The 26,434-nt window shown below is 65.7% G+C and carries 24 protein-coding genes; 14 read left to right on the top strand and 10 right to left on the bottom strand.

Going from position 1 to position 26,434, the window contains the following annotated elements; all coding sequences use genetic code 11:
• Positions 1–191: 191 nt before the first annotated feature.
• On the bottom strand, positions 192–1,235 hold the full coding sequence (locus tag ACIPK7_RS27555; RefSeq protein ID WP_401091431.1) for a LacI family DNA-binding transcriptional regulator: 1,044 nt from the start codon (positions 1,233–1,235) through the stop codon (positions 192–194).
• Positions 1,236–1,452: 217 nt separating this feature from the next.
• On the opposite strand from ACIPK7_RS27555, the gene ACIPK7_RS27550 reads away from it, so the two are divergent.
• From ACIPK7_RS27550 to ACIPK7_RS27520, 7 genes are all read left to right on the top strand, one after another.
• Entirely contained in the window at positions 1,453–1,974 is a 522-nt protein-coding gene (locus ACIPK7_RS27550) for a gluconokinase (protein WP_192431034.1), read from the top strand.
• A gap of 93 nt (positions 1,975–2,067) precedes the next feature.
• Positions 2,068–3,420, top strand: a complete 1,353-nt coding sequence (locus ACIPK7_RS27545) for a GntP family permease (protein WP_401091429.1) — start codon at positions 2,068–2,070, stop codon at positions 3,418–3,420.
• 143 nt (positions 3,421–3,563) lie between these two features.
• On the top strand, positions 3,564–3,701 hold the full coding sequence (locus tag ACIPK7_RS27540; protein WP_401091427.1) for a hypothetical protein: 138 nt from the start codon (positions 3,564–3,566) through the stop codon (positions 3,699–3,701).
• Positions 3,702–3,911: 210 nt separating this feature from the next.
• Positions 3,912–5,537 carry an NADP-dependent glyceraldehyde-3-phosphate dehydrogenase gene (locus ACIPK7_RS27535; RefSeq protein ID WP_401091425.1) on the top strand — a complete coding sequence of 542 codons (1,626 nt, stop codon included), beginning with the start codon at positions 3,912–3,914 and terminating at the stop codon, positions 5,535–5,537.
• Positions 5,538–5,987: 450 nt separating this feature from the next.
• Positions 5,988–7,259: a RidA family protein gene (locus ACIPK7_RS27530; protein WP_192431030.1), complete on the top strand. Its 1,272-nt coding sequence runs from the start codon at positions 5,988–5,990 to the stop codon at positions 7,257–7,259.
• Between the two features lie 475 nt (positions 7,260–7,734).
• Positions 7,735–8,772, top strand: coding sequence for a sterol desaturase family protein (locus ACIPK7_RS27525; protein WP_192431029.1), 1,038 nt, complete (start codon positions 7,735–7,737; stop codon positions 8,770–8,772).
• A 79-nt stretch (positions 8,773–8,851) separates the two neighbouring features.
• Positions 8,852–9,373 carry a hypothetical protein gene (locus ACIPK7_RS27520; RefSeq protein ID WP_192431028.1) on the top strand — a complete coding sequence of 174 codons (522 nt, stop codon included), beginning with the start codon at positions 8,852–8,854 and terminating at the stop codon, positions 9,371–9,373.
• Between the two features lie 47 nt (positions 9,374–9,420).
• On the opposite strand, the gene ACIPK7_RS27515 is transcribed toward ACIPK7_RS27520, so the two are convergent.
• From ACIPK7_RS27515 to ACIPK7_RS27505, 3 genes are read right to left on the bottom strand one after another with little or no spacing between them, the layout of a single operon-like run.
• Positions 9,421–9,663, bottom strand: a complete 243-nt coding sequence (locus tag ACIPK7_RS27515) for a DUF2790 domain-containing protein (RefSeq protein ID WP_192431027.1) — start codon at positions 9,661–9,663, stop codon at positions 9,421–9,423.
• Complete coding sequence (locus ACIPK7_RS27510) at positions 9,660–10,220, bottom strand: cytochrome b (RefSeq protein ID WP_192431026.1); 561 nt, start codon at positions 10,218–10,220, stop codon at positions 9,660–9,662. The genes ACIPK7_RS27515 and ACIPK7_RS27510 overlap by 4 nt, the downstream gene beginning before the upstream one ends.
• A complete protein-coding gene (locus tag ACIPK7_RS27505) occupies positions 10,220–11,266 on the bottom strand; it encodes a catalase family peroxidase (RefSeq protein WP_192431025.1) in 1,047 nt (348 codons plus the stop codon). The genes ACIPK7_RS27510 and ACIPK7_RS27505 overlap by 1 nt, the downstream gene beginning before the upstream one ends.
• 161 nt (positions 11,267–11,427) lie before the next feature.
• Here ACIPK7_RS27505 and ACIPK7_RS27500 point away from each other — a divergent pair, with 161 nt between their 5' ends.
• Both ACIPK7_RS27500 and ACIPK7_RS27495 read left to right on the top strand, forming a co-directional pair.
• Positions 11,428–11,937: a sigma-70 family RNA polymerase sigma factor gene (locus ACIPK7_RS27500; RefSeq protein WP_401091422.1), complete on the top strand. Its 510-nt coding sequence runs from the start codon at positions 11,428–11,430 to the stop codon at positions 11,935–11,937.
• Entirely contained in the window at positions 11,934–12,692 is a 759-nt protein-coding gene (locus ACIPK7_RS27495) for an anti-sigma factor (RefSeq protein ID WP_192431023.1), read from the top strand. The genes ACIPK7_RS27500 and ACIPK7_RS27495 overlap by 4 nt, the downstream gene beginning before the upstream one ends.
• Positions 12,693–12,895: 203 nt before the next feature.
• Here the strand turns inward: ACIPK7_RS27495 and ACIPK7_RS27490 are convergent, their stop codons facing one another.
• The 3 genes from ACIPK7_RS27490 to ACIPK7_RS27480 all read right to left on the bottom strand — a co-directional run bounded on the left by ACIPK7_RS27490 (position 12,896) and on the right by ACIPK7_RS27480 (position 16,394).
• Positions 12,896–14,734, bottom strand: coding sequence for an amidohydrolase (locus tag ACIPK7_RS27490; RefSeq protein WP_192431022.1), 1,839 nt, complete (start codon positions 14,732–14,734; stop codon positions 12,896–12,898).
• A 19-nt stretch (positions 14,735–14,753) separates the two neighbouring features.
• Positions 14,754–15,308 (bottom strand): antibiotic biosynthesis monooxygenase, encoded by a 555-nt coding sequence (locus tag ACIPK7_RS27485; protein ID WP_192431021.1) that lies wholly within the window; start codon positions 15,306–15,308, stop codon positions 14,754–14,756.
• A gap of 69 nt (positions 15,309–15,377) precedes the next feature.
• Positions 15,378–16,394 carry an alpha/beta hydrolase gene (locus ACIPK7_RS27480; protein WP_192431020.1) on the bottom strand — a complete coding sequence of 339 codons (1,017 nt, stop codon included), beginning with the start codon at positions 16,392–16,394 and terminating at the stop codon, positions 15,378–15,380.
• Between the two features lie 378 nt (positions 16,395–16,772).
• Here ACIPK7_RS27480 and ACIPK7_RS27475 point away from each other — a divergent pair, with 378 nt between their 5' ends.
• Together ACIPK7_RS27475 and ACIPK7_RS27470 are read left to right on the top strand one after the other, a co-directional pair.
• Entirely contained in the window at positions 16,773–18,776 is a 2,004-nt protein-coding gene (locus ACIPK7_RS27475) for a U32 family peptidase (RefSeq protein WP_401091419.1), read from the top strand.
• A gap of 162 nt (positions 18,777–18,938) precedes the next feature.
• A complete protein-coding gene (locus ACIPK7_RS27470) occupies positions 18,939–19,340 on the top strand; it encodes a hypothetical protein (RefSeq protein ID WP_401091417.1) in 402 nt (133 codons plus the stop codon).
• Positions 19,341–19,570: 230 nt separating this feature from the next.
• Here the strand turns inward: ACIPK7_RS27470 and ACIPK7_RS27465 are convergent, their stop codons facing one another.
• The gene (locus ACIPK7_RS27465) at positions 19,571–20,191 is read right to left on the bottom strand and encodes an FMN-binding negative transcriptional regulator (RefSeq protein WP_401091415.1); all 621 of its coding nucleotides are present in this window, start codon (positions 20,189–20,191) and stop codon (positions 19,571–19,573) included.
• Positions 20,192–20,405: 214 nt separating this feature from the next.
• On the opposite strand from ACIPK7_RS27465, the gene ACIPK7_RS27460 reads away from it, so the two are divergent.
• The 3 genes from ACIPK7_RS27460 to ACIPK7_RS27450 all read left to right on the top strand — a co-directional run bounded on the left by ACIPK7_RS27460 (position 20,406) and on the right by ACIPK7_RS27450 (position 23,995).
• Positions 20,406–21,602 carry a GGDEF domain-containing protein gene (locus tag ACIPK7_RS27460; protein ID WP_401091413.1) on the top strand — a complete coding sequence of 399 codons (1,197 nt, stop codon included), beginning with the start codon at positions 20,406–20,408 and terminating at the stop codon, positions 21,600–21,602.
• A 108-nt stretch (positions 21,603–21,710) separates the two neighbouring features.
• Positions 21,711–23,234, top strand: coding sequence for a diguanylate cyclase (locus ACIPK7_RS27455; RefSeq protein WP_401091411.1), 1,524 nt, complete (start codon positions 21,711–21,713; stop codon positions 23,232–23,234).
• Positions 23,234–23,995, top strand: coding sequence for an SIR2 family NAD-dependent protein deacylase (locus ACIPK7_RS27450; RefSeq protein WP_401091433.1), 762 nt, complete (start codon positions 23,234–23,236; stop codon positions 23,993–23,995). Before ACIPK7_RS27455 ends, ACIPK7_RS27450 begins: the two co-directional genes overlap by 1 nt.
• A 227-nt stretch (positions 23,996–24,222) precedes the next feature.
• Here ACIPK7_RS27450 and ACIPK7_RS27445 read toward each other — a convergent pair whose 3' ends face one another.
• Positions 24,223–25,326 (bottom strand): agmatine/peptidylarginine deiminase, encoded by a 1,104-nt coding sequence (locus tag ACIPK7_RS27445; protein WP_401091409.1) that lies wholly within the window; start codon positions 25,324–25,326, stop codon positions 24,223–24,225.
• A 10-nt stretch (positions 25,327–25,336) separates the two neighbouring features.
• Positions 25,337–26,434: an extracellular solute-binding protein gene (locus tag ACIPK7_RS27440; protein ID WP_401091407.1), complete on the bottom strand. Its 1,098-nt coding sequence runs from the start codon at positions 26,432–26,434 to the stop codon at positions 25,337–25,339.

Raw genomic sequence — 26,434 nt, 5'->3', positions numbered from 1 at the left:
CGCAAATTGGCCCGGATTGCCTTTGCCCTGATGACGACTCAGCAACCGTATCGGACTGCGGCCGATACGGTGGGGTAGACATAGAATCTCCTACAAGCTGCGTAGGGCGCATAACCTGGAACAGGTTATCCGCCGCTCACCTCAGACGGCGGATAACGCTGGCGCGTTATGCGCCCTAAGGGTGCAGAGTGTCAGCTGCTCTCCCGCACCATCAACTCGAACCCCAGGTCCAGCACCGGCTCGCTCACCGGCTTGTCGCTGATCAGGTCCAGCAGGCGCTCGGCCGCATGCGTGCCGATGGCCTTGCGCGGGGTGCGGATGCTGGAGAGGCGCGGGACCATGAATTCCGAGCTGGGCAGGTCGTTGAAGCCCAGCACCGCCACCTGTTCGGGGATGCGGATGCCGTGGCGCATGGCCTCCAGCAAGGCACCGTGGGCCAGGTCGTCGTTGCCGAAGAAAATACCCTCCACCTGCGGATGGCTGGCCAGCAACTGGCGGAACAGCTCGCCGCCGAGGCCGACCGAAGACGGGCGCGGCGTGAGGATTTCCAGCACCGGGTCATAGCAGCCAGCCTGCTGCAGCGCGCGGCGGTAACCCTCGCCGCGCAGCAGGGTGCGCTGGTCCAGTTGCGCGCCGATGTACGCAAGGCGCTTGCGCCCGCTCTTGAGCAGGTGCCTGGCTGCCGCCTCCCCCGCACGAATCTGCGAGAAGCCCACGCAATGCAGCCCCGCGCCGGGGTCCAGGTCCATCATGTAGACCGCCGGCACGCCGCTGCCCTCGATCATCCGCCGGGTGCTCTCGGTGCGGTCGAAGCCGGTCAGCAGCAGGCCGCGCGGCTGGTACGCGAGGTAGTTGCGCAGCAGGTTCTCTTCTTCGTCGCGGGAGTAGTGGTAGTTGCCGATCAGCACTTCCAGACCGCGCGGGTGCATCACGGCATGGATGGCTTCGAGGGTTTCGATGAATAACTGGTTCGACAGCGAAGGCACCAGCACCACGATGTTATGGCTCTGCTTGGAAGCCAGCGCGCGGGCGGCGGGGTTGGCCACGTAGCCCAGGTCGGCGGCGGCCTGGCGGACCTTTTCCGCCAGCTCCTCGGCCACCGTGCTCACGCCGCGCAGGGCGCGCGAGGCCGTGATGGGGCTGACGCCAGCACTGCGTGCCACGTCGTTGAGGGTGGGTTTGCCGGTGGTGCGAGAGCTTCTGTCGTTTTTCTTATCGTTCTTCTGAGCGGTCATCGGGCGGCTTGCCAAACAAAAATCGAGGCACTAAGGTAGCGCTGTCTCGCAGCCAGGGCAATTGCCTGAGGCGGCTCCCGCCGCCCCTCGCCCGCCGGTGAAGCATACTCACCGAGAGCACCGGGACACACCGACTAGAATGACAAGAATACGGAGGCAGCCGATGCTTTTCGTTACGCCCGCCAAAGATAGCGCTGTCTCAACACCGAGGCCCTGCATGCTCCCCGCCATTGATGCCGTGCTCATCATGGGTGTCGCCGGATGCGGCAAGTCCAGCGTCAGCGAGGCCCTGTGCCTGCGCAGCGGCGCGTTCGCCATCGAAGGCGACTCCTTCCACCCTGAAGCCAACATCCAGAAGATGAGCGCCGGCATCCCGCTGACCGACGAGGACCGCGCCGGCTGGCTCGATACCCTCGCCGCCCAGCTGCAGCAGGCCATCGCCGCCGGCCAGCGTCCGGTGCTCACCTGCTCCGCGCTCAAGCTGATCTACCGCGAACGCCTGCGCCGCGCCGTGCCCGGCCTGGGCGTGGTGTTCCTGGAACTCACCCCGGAAACCGCCGCCCAGCGCGTCGCCACCCGCCCCGGACACTTCATGCCGGCCAGCCTGATCGACAGCCAATTCGCCGCCCTCGAAGTGCCGACCAGCGAACCGCTAACCCTGCGCCTGGACGCCACCCGCCCGCTCGATGAACTGGCGGAAGCCGCACACCTCTGGTGGCGACAGCACTCCAACGACTGACCCGCTGGCGCCTGCCCCAGAAAGATAGCGCTATCTCGACTAATCCAAGAAAGAAGAGCCGCTCCGGCACAAAGACAACAACAGGAGAGACCCATGCTCGGCATGTCCCACGACACCTATCTGCTGCTGGACGCGGTGGTCACCATCATCGGCCTGATCCTGCTGATCACCCATTTCAAGATCCACCCCTTCGTTGCCCTGATCATCGCCGCGGGCTTCCTCGGCCTGACCTCCGGCATGCCCGTGGCGACCATCGTCAAATCCTTCCAGGACGGCTTCGGCGGCGTGCTCGGCTTCGTCGGCATCATCCTTGCGCTGGGCACCATGCTCGGCAAGATGATGGCCGAGTCCGGCGGCGCCGATCAGATCGCCCGCACCCTGATCCGCGCCTTCGGCAAGGAACGCGTGCACTGGGCCATGATGCTCGCCGCCTTCCTGGTCGGCATCCCGCTGTTCTTCGAGATCGGCTTCATCCTGCTGGTGCCGCTGGTGTTCATCGTCGCCCGCCGCAGCGGCGTCTCGCTGATCAAGATCGGCATCCCGCTGCTCGCCGGCCTCTCCGCCGTTCACGGTCTGGTGCCGCCGCACCCGGGCCCGCTGCTGGCCATCGGCGTATTCGGCGCGGACATCGGCAAGACCATCTTCTACGGCCTGCTGGTCGCCCTGCCCACCGCCGCCATCGCCGGTCCGATCTTCGGCAAGTTCATCGCCAAATACATTCCCGGCCAGCCCAATGAAGAGTTGGTAGCGCAGATCGCCCACGAACCGGACACCAGCAACCTGCCCAGCTTCGGCGTCACCCTGCTGACCGTGCTGCTGCCGGTGTTCCTGATGCTGCTCAAGACCTTCGCCGACGTCATGCTCGCCGACGGCCACATCGTTCGCGCCTGGCTGGACATGATCGGTCACCCGATCACCGCCCTGCTGCTGGCCCTGCTGCTGTCGCTCTACACCTTCGGCCACGCCCGCGGCTTCGATTCGAAGAAGATCCTCAAGCTGCTCGACCAGAGCCTCGCGCCCACCGCCGCCATCGTGATGATCATCGGCGCCGGCGGCGGTTTCAAACAAATGCTGGTCGCCAGCGGCGTGGGCGACGTGATCGGCCACATGGCGGTGCAGGCGCAGATCTCGCCGATCCTCCTGGCCTGGCTGGTGGCTGCGGTAATCCGCATCGCCACCGGTTCCGCCACCGTAGCCACCATCACCGGCGCGGGCATCGTGGTGCCGGTCATCGACCTGATCCCCGGCGTCAACCGCGAACTGCTGGTCCTCGCCACCGGCGCGGGCTCGCTGATCCTGTCCCACGTCAACGACGCCGGTTTCTGGCTGGTGAAGCAGTACTTCAACATGAGCGTGCTGGAGACCTTCAAGACCTGGACGGCGATGGAAACCATTCTCTCGGTGGTCGGCCTGCTGTTCATCCTGCTGCTGTCGCTGTTCGTCTGATGCATTGATCGATGGGTATCGCTGCACTCCTCCCCTGGGAGCTCCCCGTAGGATGGCGTGGAGCGCAGCGATACCCATCACGCCCAGCACCCGGCGAGCACCACCAACCGCCCGCCCCGGATTCCTGCAACGAGGTATCGCCCGTGACTTCCTCCGCAACTCCGAAAGCCCCCACCCAGCCCACCTGGCCCCGCGATTTCGACATCCGCGCCCGCTACGCCGAGCAGCAGGAACTCCTGCAGCCCGCGCCCACGCCACAGCCAACCCCCTCGCACCCGTAGGGCGCATAACCCGGAACGGGTTATGCGCCGCAGCCCCGCACACCGTGAACCCGGCGGATAACCGCAAGCGGTTATCCGCCCGTTCAGCAGCGTTGCTGAATCGATTTACCTGAGCCAAGCTAGGCTCCAGGACATTCCGTACGGCGCATGACCGCAATCGGTCACGCGTCCTGAACAGACCAGTCGCCCACCTTCTCCGAGGGATGAGTCATGCCCGACAACAACAAGCTCGACCACCTGTTCCCCCGCCTCACCCACATCCCCGACGTCTGGCGCCCCGACGCGCTCGTCGAGCAGCGCGAGTACCTGGTTAACGGCGAATTGCGCCGCTGGGACGGCCCGCTGGCGCCGGTGCGCAGTCCGATCTTCCTCGCTACCGACGAAGGCGATGAACAGGTCATCCTCGGCAGCACGCCATTGCTGGATGCCGACGCGGCCCTCGCCGCGCTGGACGCCGCCGTGGCCGCCTACGACAACGGCCAGGGCGCGTGGCCGAACCTGCGCGTGGCCGAGCGCATCGCCCACGTCGAGCGCTTCCTCTCCCGCATGCGCGAACAGCGCACGGCCGTGGTCAAGCTGCTGATGTGGGAGATCGGCAAGAATCTCAAGGACTCGGAAAAAGAGTTCGACCGGACCTGCGACTACATCGTCGACACCATCCAGGCGCTCAAGGAATTGGACCGCCGCTCCAGCCGCTTCGAACTGGAACAGGGCACCCTCGGGCAGATTCGCCGCGTGCCGCTGGGCGTCGCGCTGTGCATGGGCCCGTACAACTACCCGCTGAACGAAACCTTCACCACCCTCATCCCGGCGCTGATCATGGGCAACACCGTGGTCTTCAAGCCCGCCAAGTTCGGCGTGCTGCTGATCCGCCCGCTGCTCGAAGCCTTCCGCGACAGCTTCCCGCCGGGCGTCATCAACGTCATCTACGGGCGCGGCCGCGAGACCGTCAGCGCGCTCATGGCCAGCGGCAAGGTCGACGTCTTCGCCTTCATCGGCACCCACTCCGGCGCCGCCGACCTGAAGAAGCTCCACCCACGCCCACACCGCCTGCGCGCCGCCCTCGGGCTGGACGCCAAGAACCCCGGCATCGTCCTGCCCAGCGTCGACCTCGACAACGCCGTCAGCGAAGCCATCACCGGCGCCCTCTCCTTCAACGGCCAGCGCTGCACCGCGCTGAAGATCCTCTTCGTCCACGAAGACGTGCTGGACAGCTTCCTCGCCAAGTTCAGTGCCAAGCTCGCCGAACTCAAACCCGGCATGCCCTGGGAGTCCGGCGTGGCGCTAACGCCGCTGCCCGAGCCGGGCAAGGTCGACTACCTCAACGGCCTGCTGCAGGACGCCCTGGCCAAGGGTGCCAAGGTCATCAACCCCGGCGGCGGCGAGAGCCGTGAAAGCTTCTTCTATCCCGCACTGCTCAGCCCGGTGCGCGCGGACATGCGCCTGTACAACGAGGAACAGTTCGGCCCGCTGGTGCCGGTGGTGCCGTACCGCGAGCTGGACGAGGTGATCGATTACGTCCTGCAGTCCGACTACGGCCAGCAGCTCAGCCTGTTCGGCGACGATCCCGAGCAGATCGGCCCGCTGGTGGATGCCTTCGTCAACCAGGTCGGCCGCATCAACATCAACGCTCAGTGCCAGCGCGGCCCGGACAGCTACCCCTTCAACGGCCGCAAGAACTCCGCCGAAGGCACCCTCTCGGTCCACGACGCCCTGCGCACCTTCTCCATCCGCACGCTGGTGGCCACGCGCTTCACCGACGCCAACAAGGCGCTGATCAGCCAGATCATCCGCGACCGCGATTCGAGCTTCCTGACCACTGACTACATCTTCTGACCCTAGGCAGCCGCCAGGAGCCCCTCTCCCTAACCCTGGCTGCGCGCCCCGCTCCTCAGGCGGGAGAGGGGACCGTTCGGCGCAAAGAGAACCAGCAGCATCAGCCGGCACGGTCTGCCCCTTCTCCCTTCGGAGCGGGGCGCGCAGCCAGGGCGGGGGAGAGGGAACCCTCTGCGCCGCGCCTCCATGAGAAGCACCCACCCTGCTTTCAGAAGTCCCTTTCGCAATATCGCGACCAATCCCCATCGCCAATTGAAACAACCCGGTAAGAAGACCCCACTACGCTTGCCTTAAGTCAAAGGGGTCACCCCTCAAGACTCGATAGTCTGCGCGCCTCTCGACGAGCTTGATATCCGTCGTCTGAACCGATAGTGGCAACGACCGATATCGCAATGGACGAAGCGTTTGCCACCCAATCCACGGATTCCCAGCGAACCAGGGAGCACCTACATGAGTGGCTACAACGCAGTTCTGGCACGTAATACCGACAAGGCCCCGCAAAACCTCGGCCCCTACGCCCAAACCGTCGCTTTCTCCCACTACAACAACCTTTCCGCCCAGTTGCCCGTCGACCCGAGCAGCGGCAAGCTGGTGGCCGGCGGCGCCAAGGAACAGGCCGAACAGTGCTACAGGAACCTCAAGGCCGTCGTCGAAAGCATCGGTCACAACCTGAACGACACTGTCCGCATCTCCATCTTCCTGACCAACATCGCTGACGCCGAAGCCGTCGCCAAGGTGCACGCGGCCTTCTTCCCCGACTACCTGCCGACGCTCACCACCGTCGGCGTGACCGCCCTGCCGCTGGGCGCCCAGGTACAGGTCGAGGCGCTCATCACCTGCGGCGAAGGCACCATCCCCAACGCCCCGCAGGCCGGCGACCTGATCAAGGTCGAACGCAACACCGAGAGCGCGCCGCTGAGCACGCTGTCCACCCAGACCGTCGCCTTCTCCCACTACAACAACCTCAGCGCCCAGCTGCCCATCGACCCGCGCACCGGGAAGCTGGTCGCCGGCGGCGTCGAGGAACAGACCCAGCAGTGCCTGCGCAACATCAAGACCATCCTCGAAAGCATCGACGTGCCCTTCGATGACATCGTGCGCATCACTGTCTTCGTCAAGAACCTCGCTGACATGCAGGCAGTGAACAAGGTCTACACCACCTTCTTCCCCGACTCGGCCATCGCCCGCGCCGTCGGCTACGTCCCGGCGCGCACCGTGGTACAGGCGCAAGCCCTGCCAATGGACGCCCTGGTGCAAGTCGAAGCCGTGGTCTCCCACGGCGACGGCACGCCCCCGCAAGCCGTCGAAGACCGCCACGGCATCGTCATCAAGGCCCACAACACCGACGCCGCGCCCAAATGCCCCTACTCCACCCAGACCGTTGCCTTCTCCCACTACAACCACATCTCCGCCCAGTTGCCGCTGGACGTGAAGACCGGTGAACTGGTGGCAGGCGGCATCAAGGAACAGGCCGGCCAGTGCTTCAAGCACCTCAAGGCCATCGTCGAAAGCATCGACCACGCACTGGCCGATGTAGTGAAGGTCAACCTCTACCTGAAGAACATCGACGACATCGCCGCCGTCGATGAGGTGTACGCCAGCTACTTCCCTGGCGGCGTCCCCGCCCGCCGGACAGTAGCCATAGGCGCATTGCCCAAGGGCGCGCTGATCCAGATCGACGCTGTGGTGGCCAACGCAGAAGGCACCCCGCCGACTGCCTGATTGGCGATCAAAGAGTCATGCCCTGTCCGACTAACATCAGGGCATGACTCACATCGAACGGTCCTCTCTCCCGCCGGGGCGGAGTGCGCAGCCAGGACTGGGGAAATGGCAAAGCCCAACTGGGGAATCCCCAGTCGCCTGCTATTGCAGGAGCGAGCTCGCTCGCGAACCCACACCCAACCAACAATCACTCCCTCCCTCCGCCACCATCTCCCGCGCCATCCCTCAGCCATCGGCATTTCGGCGCTGCTCCCGCGTCGGGCCGCTCAGGACCTCCTGTCGCCAGTATCTGCCCCTGCGATCTCAAGCTTTGACAGCAAGAGCCACCCCGTCCCATCCTGATCGACACGCGTGACAGCGTTCGAAACGCTCCGCCTTGTCACGTCAACAAGAACAAGCGCCTCCACGGGCCGCCCATCTGATTGCGGGCTTCAAGGCCGCGACACCTTACCGACACGATCAACGCCCGACGCCCATGCCCGACCTCTCGCACCTCCACCGTCATCTCACCGAGTGGATGATCACCCCGGTCACCAACCAGGTCGCCGGCCTCTTCGACCTGAGCGGCCGCGTCGGCGTGTTGTTTTTGCTGTGCTCCTACGCCATCGCCTACGTGCTGTTCCGCTTCCGCCGACAGCGCGGGCTGACGCAGACGGCGTCGTTCTGGCAGTTCATTGGCGGCAGCCGGGTGAATCTGCATCGCTCGGCGCTGCTGGATTACCGCTACTACCTGATGCGCGGCATCCTCAATGTGGCGTTGCTGGTGCCCATCATCGGGTTGGTCGATCCGTATATCCTGCGCTCGGGCGACTACATCACCTTCTTCACCAATCTGTGGGGCGCGCGACCGCAGGCGGGGACGAATCTCGGCCTGTCGCTGCTCTACGGACTGGGCGTGTTCCTGGTCAGCGACTTCAAGAACTACTGGGTGCACCGCGCCTTCCATTCGCGCTGGCTGTGGGCGTTCCACAAGGTCCATCACTCGGCGGCGGTGCTGACGCCCATCACCGCGAGCCGCGTACACTTCGTGGAGAAACTGGCGGCGAAGCTGGCCGGCGCCTTCGCCCTGGGCGCCTATGCAGGCATCTTCTGGTACATCTGCGGCGGGGAAATCAGCGCCTATACGCTCTTCGGCGTGACCTACATGATCCTGCTGTTCAACGTGCTGGCGACAAACCTGCGCCACAGCCATGTGTGGCTGTCGTTCGGGCCGGTGATCGAACACGTGGTGAACAGCCCCGCCCAACACCAGATCCACCACAGCGACGCGCCCCGTCACTTCAACAAGAACTTTGGCATCAACCTGTCGCTGTGGGACTGGATGTTCGGCACGCTCTACGTCACCCAGCGCGCGCCAGAGCCGATCCGGTTCGGCGCCGGGGAGCAGGATGACGAGAAGTATTCTTCGCTGTGGAGCCTGATCGTTACGCCGTTTGTGGAGACAGGCCGCAAAGTGCGGATGGCGAGAAGCCAGAGGACGCCGACTTCCGCTCGCACGGCCCGGAGCCGCTGAATCTGCGCCCTGTTCCAACACAACGGAAGTAATCTACTCCCCCGCCTGCAATTACCCGTTCAAACGCCAAGGATTCGGCATGCCTATTGGAAGAATCGGTTTCCTACTGCTCCTCGCAAACTTCGTAGTTGTTTCAGTGGTCTCTCTGCTGCCAGTGGGCGATGGCGCAATCTTCAGCGTTGCAACTGGACTGCTGTCGATCAGCTGCAACGCTGATTACTGGCTGGATAGTTCGCGCGTGATGATCCCCGCCGTGGGTATTCCGCTCATCACAGCGGGGATCGCATGTTTCCTGCTGTTGGGCACATACAGCACGAAGGAGCTGATGAGAACGCGCAATGGCGCAAGCGTATCGGCCGCATGTTGGTTGACGGCTTCGGCTGCCACTCTGCTGAGCTATTCGTTTTTCCCGTGCGGCTCGTTCTACCTTGGCTTTTCCGAAGCCGGCGGCTCATCGGCACATCGCAACGGCCATTTGCTGTTGCGTCTGCTGACGGAGAATCAGCCAGTGTTCAATCTGCTCTACGCATTCATGTTCTGCGGCATTTCGTATTGCGTTGCCTTGGGCCTGAAGCTTTTCAGAAGTAGCTTGGCTGCCTGAGCGGATCAATCAGGCAGCGCACTTCCAGCTGGCCCTGTGTCTCAGGGTCAGTTCTCATTCCCACACCCCTGCCCCCAAACCGGATACCGCAGCGAATGCCGCTGCCCGGCGCTGTCCTCGTAGGTCATCTCAACCTCGCGGATTCCGCAGAACCCAAGGTCCGGCTGTTGCACCACGCGCTTGATGTCGAGTTTCTGGCCATAGTGGTAGTCCTGCTCGGGTGGAACGCCCTGCGCGGCGAGGGCCGCGCAGGAGGTGAGGAGGCAGGCGGCAGCGAGCAAGCGCTTCATGGCCGTTCTCCGCTGGAGCTGCGCGGCATGGATGCTCCGGTCATGCTCGGGAGGACTTCGTCGCGGCGGATGAGCCCGTGGAACAGCGCGGCGGCGAGGTGCAGGAGGATGGTTGCCAGTAGCGCGTAGGCGATGAAGGAGTGGGCGCTACGCAGGATGGTATGCAGTTGCACCGACGGCGAGACCAGCGCGGGCAGTTCGAAGCCGCCCCAGAGCACGACAGGGTAGCCGCCCGCGGATTGCATGGTCCAACCCACCAGCGGCTGGGCCAGCAGCAGGCCGTAGAGCGCCAGGTGCGAGAGGTGCGCGGCGCTGCGTTGCCAGCCGGGCATGTCGCTGGGCAGTGCGGGGATGCGACTGGTCAGGCGCACCAGGATGCGTAGCAGCACGAGCACCAGCAGCGCGGCGCCCAGGGGTTTGTGGATGGCGACCAGCGCAGCATGGCGCGGCGAGACGCTGGCGACCATCCCCAGGCCGATCAGCAGCATGGCGAGCACCAGCACGGCCATCAGCCAGTGCAGCACGCGCAGGGAGAGCGGGAAGTAGATCGGTTTCATCAGTGGGTCTCCTGGGCCTGCTCACGGGTACGACGGTTGAAGGACTCCGAGTAGGCGGCCGAGCGAGCGCTGAGCAGCGGGTCATCGGAGGCGCGGATGCCGTCGGGGAGGATCAGCGGGTCGTAGTTGATGTCGCGGCAGTCGCCGCCGATTTCCGGCTGTAGGCGTTCAATCACCAGTTCGCCGGCATCCACGGTGCGGCGGCTGTCGGGCCAGGCCTGGGTGGGGTCGACGGTGCTGTCGCCGGGTTCGCCGAGGGTGAACTGCAGGCGCCAGCGCAACGGGCCGGCGGCGATTCGCTGGGCCAGTTCGGCGGCGAGGAAGTCGGCGTCACCGCGCTTCTCGGCGGCCAGCGGCTCGACCGGCGCTTCGGGCTGCACGGACCAGCGCACCGGCTGTTCCTTGCCGTCCTTGTTCACCAGGTAGAAGGCGTTGAGGCTGTAGTAGGCGCTGTTGGCGTAGCTGGAGGACGGTGTCGAGGTCTTGGCCCACTTGAGGAAGGCCTGCGTCTCGGGGTGCGACTTGAAGAAGGCGCCGGCCTTTTCCGGGTCGGGCTTGCCGGTGCCCGGCTGCGGCGCGGTGGCCTGCTGCAGCGCGTAGAAGCTGGCGACGTCGCGGACGACGAAGACCGGCATGGCGTTCATGCCGGTGCGCCATTCCTGGCCATCAGCCGGCTGGAAGCGCAACGCCAGGCTGCGGATCGGCGCGGCGCCGTCGCTGGCCTTGGGGTTGCCGCCGGGAATGGCGAGGCGCCCTACCACCGGCACGCGACCGACGGAGAACAGGCTGGCGCGGGACAGATTGGCCGCGCCGCCATTGCTGTCGAAGTGGCCGATGACGCACAGGCCCTTGGCGTGGTTGCGCCGGTAGCCGGGGTAGACGCCACCGTTGTGCTCCAGGGTGTTGATCACGCTGGCCGGGGTGAGCCGCTGCGGATCGAGCCAGCCGGCGACGTAGGCGAAGACGGCGGCCACGCCGAGCACCACGGCGCCGATGGCGGCCAGGCGCAGGGGCACGTTGGGTGCGGTGGGCGGTGTTTCTGTCATTTCCAGCTCCTCAGGCTTAGGCTGAATGCGTTGAGCCGGTACGACGCACCGTGCGACGGGTTATTCCCGCCGATGGCGAATAAATTATTTTTCCCGCGACGGGAATAGATCGCCGCTGCGTTCGTCTTTCTCGCTCGAACCCACCCATTCCTGGCGCCCCGATGCACTCACTGGACGACCATTCACTGCGCGAACTGCTGCCCCGGCTGCGGCGCTTCGCGCTGTCGCTGACCCGCAGCACGAGCAGCGCCGACGACCTGGTCCAGGCGACCCTGGAGAAGGCTCTGTCGGCCTGGACCGGCCGCCGCGACGACGGCGACCTGCGCGCCTGGCTGTTCTCGATCCTCTACCGGCACTTCATCGACGGGCAGCGTCGGGCGAAACGCTATGCGCGCCTGCTCAGCCTGTTCGGTGCGGACAGCGCGGTGAGCGCATCGCCGGAAGACATCGTCAGTGCGCGCTCGACGCTGGAGGCCTTCGAACGCTTGCCCGCCGAGCAGCGCGCGCTGCTGACGCTGGTCAGCGTCGAAGGCCTGAGCTACCGCGAGGTGGCCGAGACTCTGGATATTCCCATGGGCACCGTCATGTCCCGCCTGTCGCGCGCGCGCACGGCGCTGCGCGCGCTGAGCGAAGGACAGGCGGCGACTCCTTCTTTGTGGGTACTGAAATGAACGAACGCATTCCCGACGGCACTCCCCAGGAACAGGATCTGCACGCTTACATTGACGATCAGCTGGACCCGACGCGCCGCCAGTGGGTGGAAGCCTGGCTCGCCGCCCACCCGGACGACGCCCGTCGCGTGGAAGGCTGGCGCCAGGATGCCCAGCAACTGCGCGCGGCCTTTGCCGGGCAGGCCCGTGGTGCGCTGCCCGAGCAGCTCGATCCGGCGCGTATTCGCCGGCAGCTCCAGCAGCGGCGGCGCTCGCGCCTTGCCACCGCGGCGGCCCTGCTGATTGCGCTGGGCGTTGGCGGCATGGGCGGCTGGCAGATGCGCGGTGACGCGATGATGCGCGGCATGGTGCCGATGCAGGACGCGGTGCAGGCCTATCGACTATTTGCCGATGCCGGCCAGACGGGGTTGGACCTGCGCGACGGTGGCGATTTGCGCGGCTGGCTGTCGCACTACCTGAAGGATGCCGCCCCGCCGCCCGCGCTGGAGCAGGTCGGCTTGAAGACAGTGGGCGCGCGCCTGCTCGCCACCGAACAGGGCGCGGCGGCACTGGTGATCTACGAGGATAGCCAGGGGCGGCGGTTGACCTTCTTCATCCGCCCGCCGGGCCCGCGCCACGAGATGTTGCCACAGGGGCAGCGCACGGATGGCGACCTGTTGGCGCGCTACTGGAGCCAGGGCGGCTACAACTACGCCCTGGTGAGCCGCAGCGACGACCCGCAGGCGCAGGCCGTGGGGCAGTTGGTGGGGTTCTAGCGGGAACGACCCGGTCAGGGTGGGCTTTGGTGATTCGCGAACAGGGAGCAGGCTCTCCCGTCGCTAATCCGCGAGGAGCGCACCGATTCTCCCTGTAGCAGCGAGCTTGCTCACGAAATGCCCTTCGCCCGATCGATCCGGCGTTAAGCGGGTTCGCAAGTAAGCTCGCTCCTACAGAAGAGCTCCAGGTCGCTGCGCGAGCTTCAGAAGGCGAAGCAGGAACAGCCGAAGGCGCCCCAGAAGCCCTGGAAGTCACTCACCGGCACGCTCGACTGGCGGGCGCGTTCGTGGCTGTGGCCATGCACGCCGCAGGAACCGACGCATTGGTGCACGGCATTCTGCAGCGGAGCCTGCGGACGCCAGTGGCCGGGGACCTTTGCCACCGGGGACCAGTCCGGCAGCACCGGGATAGCGCTCGGCGCTTGGCGCTCGAAGTCGCCGCTGCCGAACACAACACGGCCGTCCACCACGGTCAGCACCGATTCGATGGCCTTGATCTCTTCCTCCGGCACGTTGAAGTAGTCCGCCGAGAGCACCGCCAGGTCGGCCATCTGCCCGACCTTGATCATTCCCTTTTTGCCCTGTTCGCTGGAGAACCAGGCGCTGCCGTGGGTGTACAGCTCCAGCGCGGTGCTGCGAGGCAGCCCTTCCGGGTACAGCTCCATCCCGCCGACGGTCTTGCCGCTGACCATCCAGTACAGCGAGGTCCAGGGGTTGTAGCTGGAGACGCGAGTGGCATCGGTGCCGGCGCCCACCGGCACGCCTTCGGCCAGCATGCGCTTGATCGGCGGCGTGGCCTCGGCGGCCTGCTTGCCGTAGCGATCGACGAAGTACTCGCCCTGGAACGCCATGCGGTCCTGGATGGCGATACCGCCGCCCAGCGCCCTCACCCGCTCGATGTTCTTCGGCGAGATGGTTTCGCAGTGGTCGAAGAACCAGTGCAGGCCGTTGAACGGGATGTCCAGGTTGACCTTCTCGAACACATCGAGCATGCGCGAAATGGACTCGTCATAGGTCGCGTGCAGGCGGAACGGCCAGCGCTGCTCGACCAGGTGGCGCACCACCGGCTCCAGTTCGGCCTCCATGGTGCCGGGCAGGTCGGGGCGGGGCTCAAGGAAGTCCTCGAAGTCGGCCGCCGAGAACACCAGCATCTCACCGGCGCCGTTGTGCCGCAGGAAGTCGCTGCCCTGGCCGTACTGGACGCTGCTGGTCCAGTTCTTGAAATCGGCCAGTTCTTCCTTGGGTTTCTGGGTGAACAGGTTGTAGGCGATGCGCACGGTGAGCTGGTTGTCTTTCTCCAGCTGCTCGATCACCTGGTAGTCGTCCGGGTAGTTCTGGAAGCCGCCGCCGGCGTCGATGGCGCTGGTGACGCCCAGGCGATTCAGCTCGCGCATGAACTGGCGGGTGGAGTTGACCTGGTAGTCGAACGGCAGCTTCGGCCCCTTGGCCAGGGTCGCGTAGAGGATCATCGCGTTGGGCCGCGCCACCAGCATGCCGGTGGGCTCACCCTTGCTGTCGCGGACGATCTCGCCGCCGGGTGGGTTCGGGGTGTCTTTCGTGTAGCCGACGACCCGCAGCGCCGCACGGTTGAGCAGCGCGCGGTCATACAGGTGCAGGACGAACACCGGGGTGTCCGGCGCGGCCTGGTTCAGCTCCTCGATGGTCGGCATGCGCTTCTCGGCGAACTGGAATTCGTTCCAGCCACCCACCACGCGCACCCATTGCGGCGACGGCGTGCGCAGGGCCTGCTCTTTCAGCAGGCGCAGGGCGTCGGCCAGGGACGGCACGCCTTCCCAGCGCAGTTCGAGGTTGTAGTTCAGCCCGCCGCGGATCAGGTGCAGGTGCGAGTCGTTGAGGCCGGGGATCGCCGTGCGCCCCTTGAGGTCGATGACGCGGGTGGCGCCGGCGCGGAAGGCCATGGCCTCGGCTTCGGTGCCGACGGCGATGAACTTGCCGTCGGCGATGGCCACCGCGGTGGCCTCGGGTTTCTCGCGGTCGATGGTGTGGAAGCGGCCGTTGGTCAGGATCAGGTCGGCGTACATGGCGAAGTTCCTCTTTCGATCAGCGGGCATTGAGCCAGGCGGAGAACAGGCGCGTGGCCCGTGGCATGAAAACGTAGACCACCAGCAGGACGATGGTCGCGACGATGAGCATGTTGGCGGGCACGAAGCTGCCCAGCAGCGGGACCTGCGCGAACAGCGGGCGCCACAGCTGCGGCACCAGCATCACCAGCGGCAGGATCACCAGGTAGGAAATGGCCGCCTGCTTCCAGCGCGGCGGCTGCTTCTGCGGGTTGTCCGGGGTGGTGAACCAGAATTCATGGGCGGTGTGCAATTCCTTCTGTTCGACGTCGAGCAGGTGCGGGTTGGCGCGCTCAATCAGCTCGTGACGCTGCGGCGAGTCGAGCCAGGCCTGCAGTTCGTTGGCGCTGGCGAAGCGCAGGACCGAGGTGAAGTGGTCGCCCTGGCGCATCACGTCCACACCCAGGTGACCGGGGAACTCGCTGGCGGCACGGGTCAGTTCGCGCAGGATGATTTCATAGGCGGCGACGCTCTCGGGGCGCGCGCGGTGGCGGATGATCAGGGTGACGGATTCTTGCTGCGTGGGCTGGCTCATCGGGATTCTCTCCAAAAAGGCCTTCAGAGAAGTGACCTCCCCCGCCCCGTGGCGAGGGAGGTAAGCGGCTTACTGCAGGTGAGCCTTCAGCTCTTCACCGGCCTGGCGCATGGCGGCCTGTACCGCCGGCACCTTGCTCACCACGTTGAGCAGACCGTAGTCGTGGATCATTCCGTTGTAGCGCACGGAAGTGACAGCCACACCGGCGGCGTCAAGTTTGCGACCGTAGGCTTCGCCCTCATCACGCAGCACATCGGATTCGGCGGTCTGGATCAGGGTCGGCGGCAGGCCCTTGAGCTGGTCGGTGGTGGCACGCAGGGGCGAGGCGTAGATCTCGGCGCGCTGTTTCGGGTCGGTGGTGTAACTGTCCCAGAACCACTGCATCATCGGCTTGGAGAGGAAGTGCCCCTGGGCGAACTGGTTGTACGAGCCGGTCTCGAAGCTGGCATCGGTCACCGGCCACAGCAGGGCCTGGAAGCGCAGCTTGGGCGTGCCTTTGTCCTTGGCCATCAGCGCGACCACTGCCGCCATGTTGCCGCCGACGCTGTTGCCGGCCACGGCCAGGCGCTTGCCGTCGACGTTGATCTCCTTGCCGTGCTCGGCAACCCATTTGGTGGCGGCGTAGGCCTGGTTGATCGCCACCGGGTAATGCGCCTCGGGGGACGGCGTGTAGTCGACGTAGACAGCGACCGCGCCGGAGTTCACCACCAGATCGTGGATCAGGCGGGCGTGGGTCGGGTAGTCACCCAGCACCCAGCCGCCGCCGTGGAAGAACATGAACACCGGCAGCGTGCCCTTCACGCCGGCCGGGCGGACGATGGTCAGCTTCACCGGGCCGACGTCGGTCTGCACGGTCTTCTCGCTGACCTGGGTGCCGGAGAGGTCGACCTTCACCGACGCCTGGGCGCCAGTCAGCACCGCACGGGCGTCTTTCGGCGAAAGGGTTTCCAGCGGCTGGCCCTTGCCGGCTTCCAGGGCTTCGAGGAAGGCCTGGGTATTGTGTTCGACGGTGGGGTTGCCGGCGGCGAAAACGTTGCCGATGGCCAGGGCGAGGGAGGCGGCGAGCAGGGATTGCTTGGCGTTCATGATTCGGTTCCTTGAAAGTGGGGGAGGTGTTCCGAAAGGACGAACGAATCTTGATCCATGCCCGCAAAGCGCGGAATAGACAGGGTTGCAGGGTCACTTTGCAGTTCTGCAAGGGCGTTCAAAACGGCGTTGCAGAAGTGCCAGAGGTGGCGGTGCGACCTGCAGGAGCGCCCGATGGGCGCGATCGCGCGCCCATCGCACGTCTAAAGAGCCGCCCGCCCCTACAGGTTTGGCGAGGAGCTGGTGGACTGGCGACCAACCGTGCCACCGCCCGGCATGCCGCGGATGCCGGCGCGGCGTTTGCCCGGTACAATGCGCGATTGCCCGTGCCGCACCTGATAAGCACACCTGACCAGCACGCCTGATAAAGAAGAAACCATGTCCTTGCCCAAACACCATCTGGAACTGCTCAGCCCTGCCCGCGATGTGTCCATCGCCCGCGAGGCCATCCTGCATGGCGCCGACGCCGTCTACATCGGCGGCCCGAGCTTCGGCGCGCGGCACAATGCCTGCAACGAGGTGAGCGATATCGCCCAGCTGGTGGAGTTCGCCCACCGCTACCACGCGCGGGTGTTCACCACGATCAACACCATCCTCCACGACAACGAGCTGGAGCCGGCGCGCGCGCTGATCCACCAGCTCTACGACGCCGGCGTCGATGCGCTGATCGTGCAGGACCTGGGCATCATGGAGCTGGACATTCCGCCGATCGAGCTGCACGCCAGCACCCAGACCGACATCCGTACCCTGGAGCGGGCAAAGTTCCTCGATCAGGCAGGTTTCTCCCAGCTGGTGCTGGCCCGCGAGCTGAACCTTGCGGAAATCCGCGTCATCGCCGACGAGACCGATGCCGCCATCGAGTTCTTTATCCACGGCGCGCTGTGCGTGGCCTTCTCCGGCCAGTGCAACATCTCCCACGCCCAGACTGGCCGCAGCGCCAACCGCGGCGACTGCTCCCAGGCCTGCCGCCTGCCCTACACCCTGAAGGATGACCAGGGTCGCGTGGTGGCCTTCGAGAAGCACCTGCTGTCGATGAAGGACAACAACCAGAGCGCCAACCTCAGCGCCCTGGTGGACGCCGGCGTGCGCTCCTTCAAGATCGAAGGCCGCTACAAGGACATGGGCTACGTGAAGAACATCACTGCCTATTACCGCCAGCGCCTGGACGGCATCCTCGCCGAGCGCCCGGATCTCGCCCGCGCCTCCAGCGGCCGCACCGACCACTTCTTCGTGCCGGACCCGGACAAGACCTTCCACCGCGGCAGCACCGACTACTTTGTCAGCGACCGCAAGATCGACATCGGGGCGTTCGACTCACCGACCTTCACCGGCCTGCCGGTGGGCAGCGTGGAAAAGGTCGGCAAGCGCGACATGCTGGTGGTGACCAAGGACCCGCTGTCCAACGGCGACGGCCTCAACGTGCTGGTGAAGCGCGAAGTGGTCGGTTTCCGCGCCAACATCGCCGAGCCGAAAGGTGAGTTCGAAGAGGACGGCGAGAAGCGCTACCGCTACCGCGTCGAGCCCAACGAGATGCCCGAGGGCCTCTACCGCCTGCGCCCGAACCACCCGCTGTCGCGCAACCTCGACCACAACTGGCAGCAGGCGCTGCAGAAGACCTCTGCCGAACGACGCATCGGCCTGTCGTGGGTCGCAAAACTGCGCGAAGAGCGCCTGGAACTGACCGCCACCAGCGAGGAAGGCGTCAGCGTCAGCGTCGCCCTGGACGGCCCGTTCGGCGCCGCGAACAAGCCGGAACAGGCGCTGGAGCAGTTGCACGACCTGCTCGGCCAACTGGGCACCACCCAGTACCACGCCGACCGGATCGAACTGGACGCCCCGCAGGCGTTCTTCATCCCCAACTCCCAGCTGAAATCGCTGCGCCGCGAGGCCATCGAGGCGCTGACCGAAGCCCGCGTGCTGGCCCACCCGCGCGGTGGCCGCAAGGCCGAGACCAGCCCACCGCCGGTGTACCCGGAGTCGCACCTGTCGTTCCTGTACAACGTGTACAACGAGAAGGCCCGCGCGTTCTACCACCGCCACGGCGTGCAGCTGATCGACGCGGCCTACGAGGCCCACGAGGAAACCGGCGAAGTGCCGGTGATGATCACCAAGCACTGCCTGCGCTTCTCCTTCAACCTGTGCCCGAAACAGGCCAAGGGCGTCACCGGCGTACGCACCAAGGTGCAGCCGATGCAACTGATCCACGGCGACGAAGTGCTGACCCTGAAGTTCGACTGCAAGCCGTGCGAGATGCACGTCATCGGCAAGATCAAGGGCCACATCCTCGGTCTGCCGCAGCCGGGCAGCGAAGGCGTGAGCAACATCGTCGGGCAGATCAGCCCGGAAGACCTGCTCAAGACCATTCGCAAGCCGGCGCACTGAAACCTGTAGGAGCGAGGGGGGACGTCTAGTTCTTGCTCGCGAACCGCCCAGCACATGAGCTGCCGGGAAATCCGTTCGCGAGCAAGAACGATGGCGTCCCCCTCGCTCCTACAAAGAGCAATCCCCCTGCGCAATTCCCCGATCCCCCGCTATGATCGGGACATGCCCACCACTCCTCCGCTCCGCCAGCAATGCCCGCCCGGTGCCTGCAACTGCGACCGGGAACGCCTGCTGGCAACTCCCAACGCAGACCTGCGCATCCTGCTGCTGACCCGGCACGAAGAACAGCGCCTGCTCGAGCGCCTGGAGAACCTCAAGGACCTGGCGGACCTGGAGCGCATGCAGCACAAGCTCTACGAGCAACTCGGCATCCGCCTGCACATCGCCCCCGGCTTCAACGAGGTGCGCACCATGCGCGGCATCGAGTTCGACTTCGACGAGCAGCCCGGCCTCTGCCGCAAGACCCGCCAAGCCATTCCCGCCGCGATCCGCAGGGGGATGGACAAGAATCCGGAAATCGCCTGGCGCCTGCTCGACTCCCACGACCTGCTCGGCGGGCTGTGATACCGCCCCTGCAACAACCGCTCGAACCGCCTGGGAGTCCGCACCTGCGAGATCAAGAGCCCCTAACCCCAACCCTGGCTGTGCGCCCCGCTCCAAAGGGAGAGGGGGCTTTTCGGTGCAGGATGAAACGACAGCATCTGCCGGCACAATCTGCTCCCCGTCCCTCTGGGAAGGCGCTGGGGTGAGGGGGAAACGTCGGCACAAACTTGCCGGGAAGAAGACAGTTGCTCCTACCCCCTGGTCGACCGCATTGCTCCGGCCAGCTCCGGGTTGCCGAGCTGTTCCAGCCGCTCGGCGGCGCCCAGGCGATCACGTTCTTCCTTGTTCTGACTGAGCTTGGACTTACCGATGATCTCGCCGATCTCCACCTCGATGCCGACGATGTTCGCCAGCATGCCGCTGATGAATTCCGGGGCGGAGTCGCTCATCTTCCAGGGCTTCTCCTCGTTCGCTTCGTGGGTGCGGGTCAGGCGGCCGACCACGCCGCGCACGAAGCGCTCCTCGTCCATGACCTTGAGGCGGCCGCGCACGTGCACCACCTGGTAGTTCCAGGTCGGCACCTGGCGGTGCGCCTCGTGCTTGCTCGGGTACCAGTTGGGCGAGACGTAGGCGTGCTCGCCACGGAAGATTACCAGCACCTCCTCGCCCTCGGCCTCCTGCCAGACCGGGTTGTTGCGGGCGACGTGGGCGCGCAGCAGCGGTTGCTCGCCGGAAAGTTCCAGCTCGAACGGCAGGTGGTTGGCGTCCAGCAGGCCGTCATGGCCGGTCACCAGGATGCCCAGGGGATAGTCGCGGATCAGCCGGTGCAGCTCGTCCGGGCGGGTTTCCTCGAAATGCGCAGGTACGTACATGTAAAGCCTCGACAGCAGGTGAATACGGTCATAATGCCGCCGCATTGGCACCCTATAAAGATCCATTAGTGACCCTCGTGACAGAGCCAATATGCAGGGACCGAAGTTTTGGTACAACCTATGCATCGCCCTGCTGGACGCCGATGGTGCCGCACCCTACTCTAGCCTTTGGCCAGCATTCGCCCTGGATGGCAGACACAGGCTCCCACTCTCGATGACCGCACCCGAGTTCCCCGCCGCTCCTCCCCGGCAGCAGTACCAGGGGAGAATTCCGCCGCGCCTGCAGGATGCCTACAAGGCGTACGTGGTGCAGCATTACCGGCGCTTCCTGCTGGCGATCAACTTCATCGCCATGGCCGCCTACGACTCCTACGTTCTGGCGGACGCGCTGCTGATCCCGGACATGGCCAAGGAATCGCTGTTCCTGCGTACTGCCCTGAGCCTGGTCGGGCTACTCAATATCTTCCTGGTGTTCCGCTTCAGCCGCAGCGTGCTGGTGATGGACCTGCTGATGCCGGTACACGACATCATCTCCACCATCGCCTGGTTTGAACTGCTCAAGCGCAGCGCCTCGCCGGACGTGCCCTTCTTCCTCTACGCCTCGGTGGTGTTCGTCCTATTGGGCAACCTCGGCGTACGCTATTCCTTCAAGGGTATCGCGCTGGTCTCGGCGATCATCACGGCGATCATTCTCTACAACGTCTGGCTGATCCACGACGGCGCCGCCAAGCCGCTGCTGATCTTCACCCTGGTCTACCTGCCCATCGCGCTGTTCAGCCTTTTCATCAGCTGGACCAACATCAAGGGCGTGCGCCAGGCCTTTCTCGCCGACCTTGAGGAAAAACGCCAGCGCACCGAGCTCGCCGCGCTGAACCTGCGCCTGCAGGAGCTGGCTGCCACCGACGGCCTCACTGGCGTAGGCAACCGCCGTGCACTGGATCTGCAGCTCAACGAGAGCTGGCATGGCATGCGCGCCCACGGCCGGCCCTTTGCCCTGCTCATGGCCGACATCGACTACTTCAAGCCCTACAACGACCATTACGGCCACCAGGCCGGTGACCACTGCCTGTGCCAGGTGGCCGAGAGCCTGGTCGGCACCCTGCGCGGCGGCCGCGCCAACGTCTATCGTTATGGCGGCGAGGAGTTCGCCATCCTGTTGGAGGCGACCAGCGCCGAAGACTTGCGCTGTGTCGCCGAGCGGCTGCGCGAGCAGGTGACGAGCCTGGGCATCGAACATCTGTACCGGCCCGACAGCCTGCGCTTCCTGACCATCAGCCTCGGTGCGGCGATGGCCAACGAGGGCGGCCTGAGCGAGCCACGCGAGTTGCTCGCCCGCTGCGACCGACATCTGTACGTCGCAAAGCAGAAAGGCCGCAACCGTGTGCAACTCAGCGGCATGCCCGGCGTCTGACGAACGACACGTAACCCGGCGCATGCGGGAGGCGTCTCCCTGCTCTCCAGCCGGGCAATGCCCGCCGCGCACGGCAACCGCCACAGGGACCGACCCAACGAGGCCTGAGTGAAACGCGACATCCGCCTAGCCATCCTCCTGCTGTCGATCATCAGCCTCGCCGTGGCCGCCGCCACCGCCTGGGAACTGTGGTCGGCGCGCGAGCGTACGCTGGCGGAAACCACCACGCACAACCTCAACCTCACGCAGGCGCTGGACACCTACGTCGAAGGCATCGTCACCCAGAGTTCCATGCTGCTGCTCGGCCTGGCCGAACGCCTGGAGCACGAGGGACGTGGCGCGCCCCAACTGCAGCGACTGAACGACCTGGTGCGCAACCAGCAGCACCTGCTCGCGCAGCTCAACGGCATCGGCATCTACGATGCCCAGGGCAACTGGCTGATGACCTCCAACGGCCCCTTCCCGCCTGGCGCCAACAGCGCCGACCGTGGCTATTTCATCCACCACCGCGACAATCCCTCGCTGGACGCCTATATCGGCGAGCCGATCCGCAGCCGCGCCACCGGCGTCTGGGTAATTACCGTCAGCCGCCGCTACAACGACGCCCAGGGCAACTTCGCCGGGGTGATAGTCGCTGCTCTGGGTGTACAGGACTTCCTGCGGCTGTTCGGCAAGATCGACATTGGCAAGACCGGTGCTATCGGCGTGGCCATCAGCAACGGCCAGGTGCTGGTGCGCTATCCGTTCCGCGAGAGCGACATGGGGCGCGTGCTTTCGCGCTCACCGATCTTCACCCAGTACCTGCAGAGCAATAACGTCGGCAGCGCCACCTTCGCTTCCTCGCTGGACGGCACCGAACGCATCTACGCCTTCCGCAAGAACGATCGCTACCCGCTGGTGACCTCGGTCGCCCTGGGCAAGGACGAAGCCCTGGCCGCCTGGCGCTCGGACGCCCTGCGAACGGTGGCCATCGCCTTCGGCCTGCTGATGATCATCGTGGTCATCGGCAGCCTGCTGATCCTCGCCATCCAGCGCCGCATTGGCACCGAGCGCCTGCTACGCGACGCCCGCGAAGACCTGCTCAAGGCGAACCGCCAACTGGAAGTACTCGCCTCGCGCGACCCGCTCACCGGCCTTGAGAACCGCCGCAGCTTCGACGACCACCTGATCGCAGAACTGCGCCGCGCCCATCGCGAACGCTCGCCGCTGGGGCTGCTGCTGATCGATGTGGACCACTTCAAGCGCTTCAACGACACCTACGGCCATCCGGCCGGCGACGACTGCCTGCGGCGCATTGGCCGCGTCCTCGCTGACAGCGTGCGACGCCCCGCCGATCTCGCCGCGCGCTATGGCGGCGAGGAGCTGGCGGTGATCCTGCCCAATACCGGCCCTGACGGCGCCCTGTCCGTGGCCGAGCAGTTCATGCAGCGCCTGCAGGGCGCCAACCTCACCCATGCCGGCAGCCCGCTGGGCCGCATCACCGCGAGCATTGGCATAGCCACCCTGCCCGCCGGCGGCGACAGCAGCCCGCAGGCCCTTATCGAAGCCGCCGACCGCGCGCTCTACCGCGCCAAGGCCGCCGGGCGCAATCGACTGGAAAGCGCTCCGACGCCGCAGGAAGCTCCGCAATGATCCTCGACTCCGCGCTCGTCGATGCGCTACGCAAAGCTCGCCATGTCGTGGTATTCACTGGCGCAGGGGTTTCTGCTGAAAGCGGAATCGCCACCTTCCGCGACCGCCTCACCGGGCTGTGGGAGCGTTTCGACGCCGCCTCCCTGGCCACCGCCGAAGCATTCCGCGCGGATCCGGCGCTGGTCTGGGGCTGGTATGAATGGCGCCGCAGCGTCGTCCACCGCGCCCTGCCCAATCCCGCACACCTGGCCATCTCCGCCCTGGCGGGCAAGGTGCCCAAGCTCACGCTGATCACCCAGAACGTCGACGACCTCCACGAGCGCGCCGGCAGCCGCGACGTCACCCACCTGCACGGCCAGCTGGAGCGCCCGCACTGCTTCCAGTGCCAGCGCGAGCCGGATGCGCCGCTGCCGGTACCGAACGAACCCGAGGCCGGCCGCCGTGTACAACCGCCGGCCTGCGCCCATTGCGGCGGCACGCTTCGCCCCGGCGTGGTGTGGTTCGGCGAAAGCCTTCCGATGGACGCAATCACCCACGCCTTCCAGGCCGCTGAACAGTGCGACCTGCTGATCTCCGTCGGTACGTCCGGCGTGGTCTACCCGGCGGCGGAAATCCCCGAGATCGCCTGGCGCCTTCGCGCGACCGTCCTCCACGTCAATCCCGCCCCCCGCCCGCTGCACGGCGAACGCGACTTCGCCCTGGCCAGCGCTGCCAGCGTTGCCCTCCCCGCCTTGATCGCCGCCGCTTTCCCGGCACCGTAAACGGCGGATAACGCTTGGGGCGTTATGCGCCGCCCTACGTCCGGGCAGGACGCCTCAACGTAGGATGGCGTGGAGCGCAGCGATACCCATCATTCGTTACGCCGACGCACAGCAGGCGCTCGGACCTATAGGAGCGGATTCATCCGCGATGGTATCCGGCGCGACGCGGAGCCAATCGCGGACGGAGTCCACTCCTACGCAGGGCCATGGCGCATCGCCAAGACGCGCTAGACCGCCGGCATCTGCAACGTCACGCAGTGAATGCCACCGCCCCCGGCGGCAATCGGGTCGATGTTCAGCTGGACGATCTCGCGATCCGGGTACAGCTCGCTGAGCAAGGCATGGCAATGCTCATCGGCCGACGCATCGCCGAACTTCGGCGCAATCACCCCGCCATTCACCGGCAGGTAATTGATGTAACCGGCAGCGAAGTCCGGGTTGTCACGGTTGAACGTGCTCGGCTTGGGCTTCATCGGCGGCGGCAACGTATGCACCTTCAACGAGCGGCCGTCGGCATCGGTGGCGTTCTTCAGGATCTCCAGGTGGCGGCGGGTAACTTCGTGGTCGTAGGAACGCTTGTCGTTGTCCAGGTTGACCACTACCACGCCCGGTTCGACGAAGCGCGCATAGAAGTCCACATGGGCATCGGTGATGTCCTTGCCGCGAATGCCCGGCAGCCAGATCACCTTGCGCAGCCCCAGCATGCGCTTGAGTTCCGCCTCGATACGCGGGCGCGTCCAGCCCGGGTTGCGATTGTCGTTGAGCCAGCAGCTCTCGGTGAAGATGGCCGTGCCGTGGCCGTCCACCTCGATGCCGCCGCCCTCCCCGCACAGTTCGCTGACGAGGGCTTTGGCCTCCACGTCCTCGGCCAGGGCCGCCGACACTTCACGGTCGCGCTCGGCGTGCTGCTTGCCGCCCCAGCCGTTGAAATTGAAATCGGCCAGCGCAAGGCCGCCCGGCGCATCGTTGACCAGGAAGCAGCCGCCGTAGTCGCGCACCCAGATGTCATCCACCGGCACCGGCAGGAAGTCGACGTTCTGGCCGCCGCACGCGCGCTTGGCCTCGGCCTGCTGCTCCGGCCGGCAGAGCACCGTCACCGGCTGGAACTCGGCGATCGCGCGGGCCAGCCGCGCCACCGTGGCATTGACGTCCGGAGCGATGTCTTCCCAGACGTCAGGGCTCGCCGCGTAAGCGACGAACACCCGCTCCTGCTTGCGGTGCTCGTCGGGCATGTACCAGGGTTTCGCCGCCAGGGCGACGCGGCCCAGGCCGAGCCCAAGGCCCGTCGCCAGCGTCATGCCGGCGCAGAGCAGGTTCCTGCGTGTCATCATCCTCACCTCCTCAACCACCGGTTCCGGTCTTGAAGCTGGTCCAGGTGCGCATCCGCGAACGCATGTCGCGCTGCGGGATGTCCTTGCCGGGGAACAGTCGCGCGTAGGCCTTCTCATCAAGATAGATGTCCGGATTGTCGCGCATGCTCGCCTCGACCATTGGCCGGGCCTTGGCGTTGGAGGTCGGGTAGCCGGTGGCGTTGCTGATGGCCGCCATCACGTCCGGGCGCATCAGATAGTTGATCAGCGCGTAGGCGTACTCGGGATGCGGCGCGTCGGCGGGGATGGCCATGGTGTCCATCCATACCGAAGTGCCTTCGCGCGGCACGCGGTATTCGAAGCGCTCAGGCTTCTTCGCCTCGTCGGCGGCGCGTTGCGACTGGATCACGTCGCCGCTGTAGCCCAGCGACAGGCACAGGTCGCCATTCACCAGCTGGGTCACCGGCTGCGACTGGAACTTGCGGATGTATGGGCGGATGCCGTTGAGCACCGCCAGCGCGTCGGCCAGGTCCTGTGGCTTGCCGCTGCGCGGGTCACGACCGAGGTAGTTGAGCACCACGGCGAGCACTTCGTCCGGCGAGTCGATCATCGAGATGCCACAGTCGGCGAAATGCTTGGCGAGCTCCGGTTTGAACATCAGGTCCAGGCTGTTCACCGGCGCGCCGGGCAGGCGCTGCTCGATCTTCGCCTGGTTGTAGGTCAGGCCGATGCTGCCCCAGGTATAGGGCACCACGGCGTGCCGCGAGTACGGGTACTTGGTCTGCAGGTCGCGCAGGCCCGATTCGATGTCGCCCAGGTGCTCCAGCTTGCTGTCGTCGAGCTTCTGCAACGCACCGGCACGCATCAGGCGCTCGGCGACGGTATCGCCGGGGAAGATCAGGTCGTAGCCGCTGTGCCCGGCCATCATCTTGGCCTCCAGCGTCTCGCTGCTGTCCATCACGTCGTAGATGACGCGGATGCCGGTCTCCTTGGTGAAATTGGCCAGCGTGTCGGGGGCGAAGTAGTCCGCCCAGTTGAATAGGCGCAGGACCTTCTCTTCGGCCGAGGCCAGTTGCAGGGTGCACGCCAGGGACAACCCCAGCGCGCCGATCAGCAGGTGCTTGTTCAT

The organism is Pseudomonas sp. NPDC086581 (genome assembly GCF_044746165.1).
Classification (GTDB): domain Bacteria; phylum Pseudomonadota; class Gammaproteobacteria; order Pseudomonadales; family Pseudomonadaceae; genus Pseudomonas.
The sequence above is the reverse complement of the archived record's forward strand: the minus strand, read 5'-3'. Positions and strand labels throughout refer to the sequence as shown.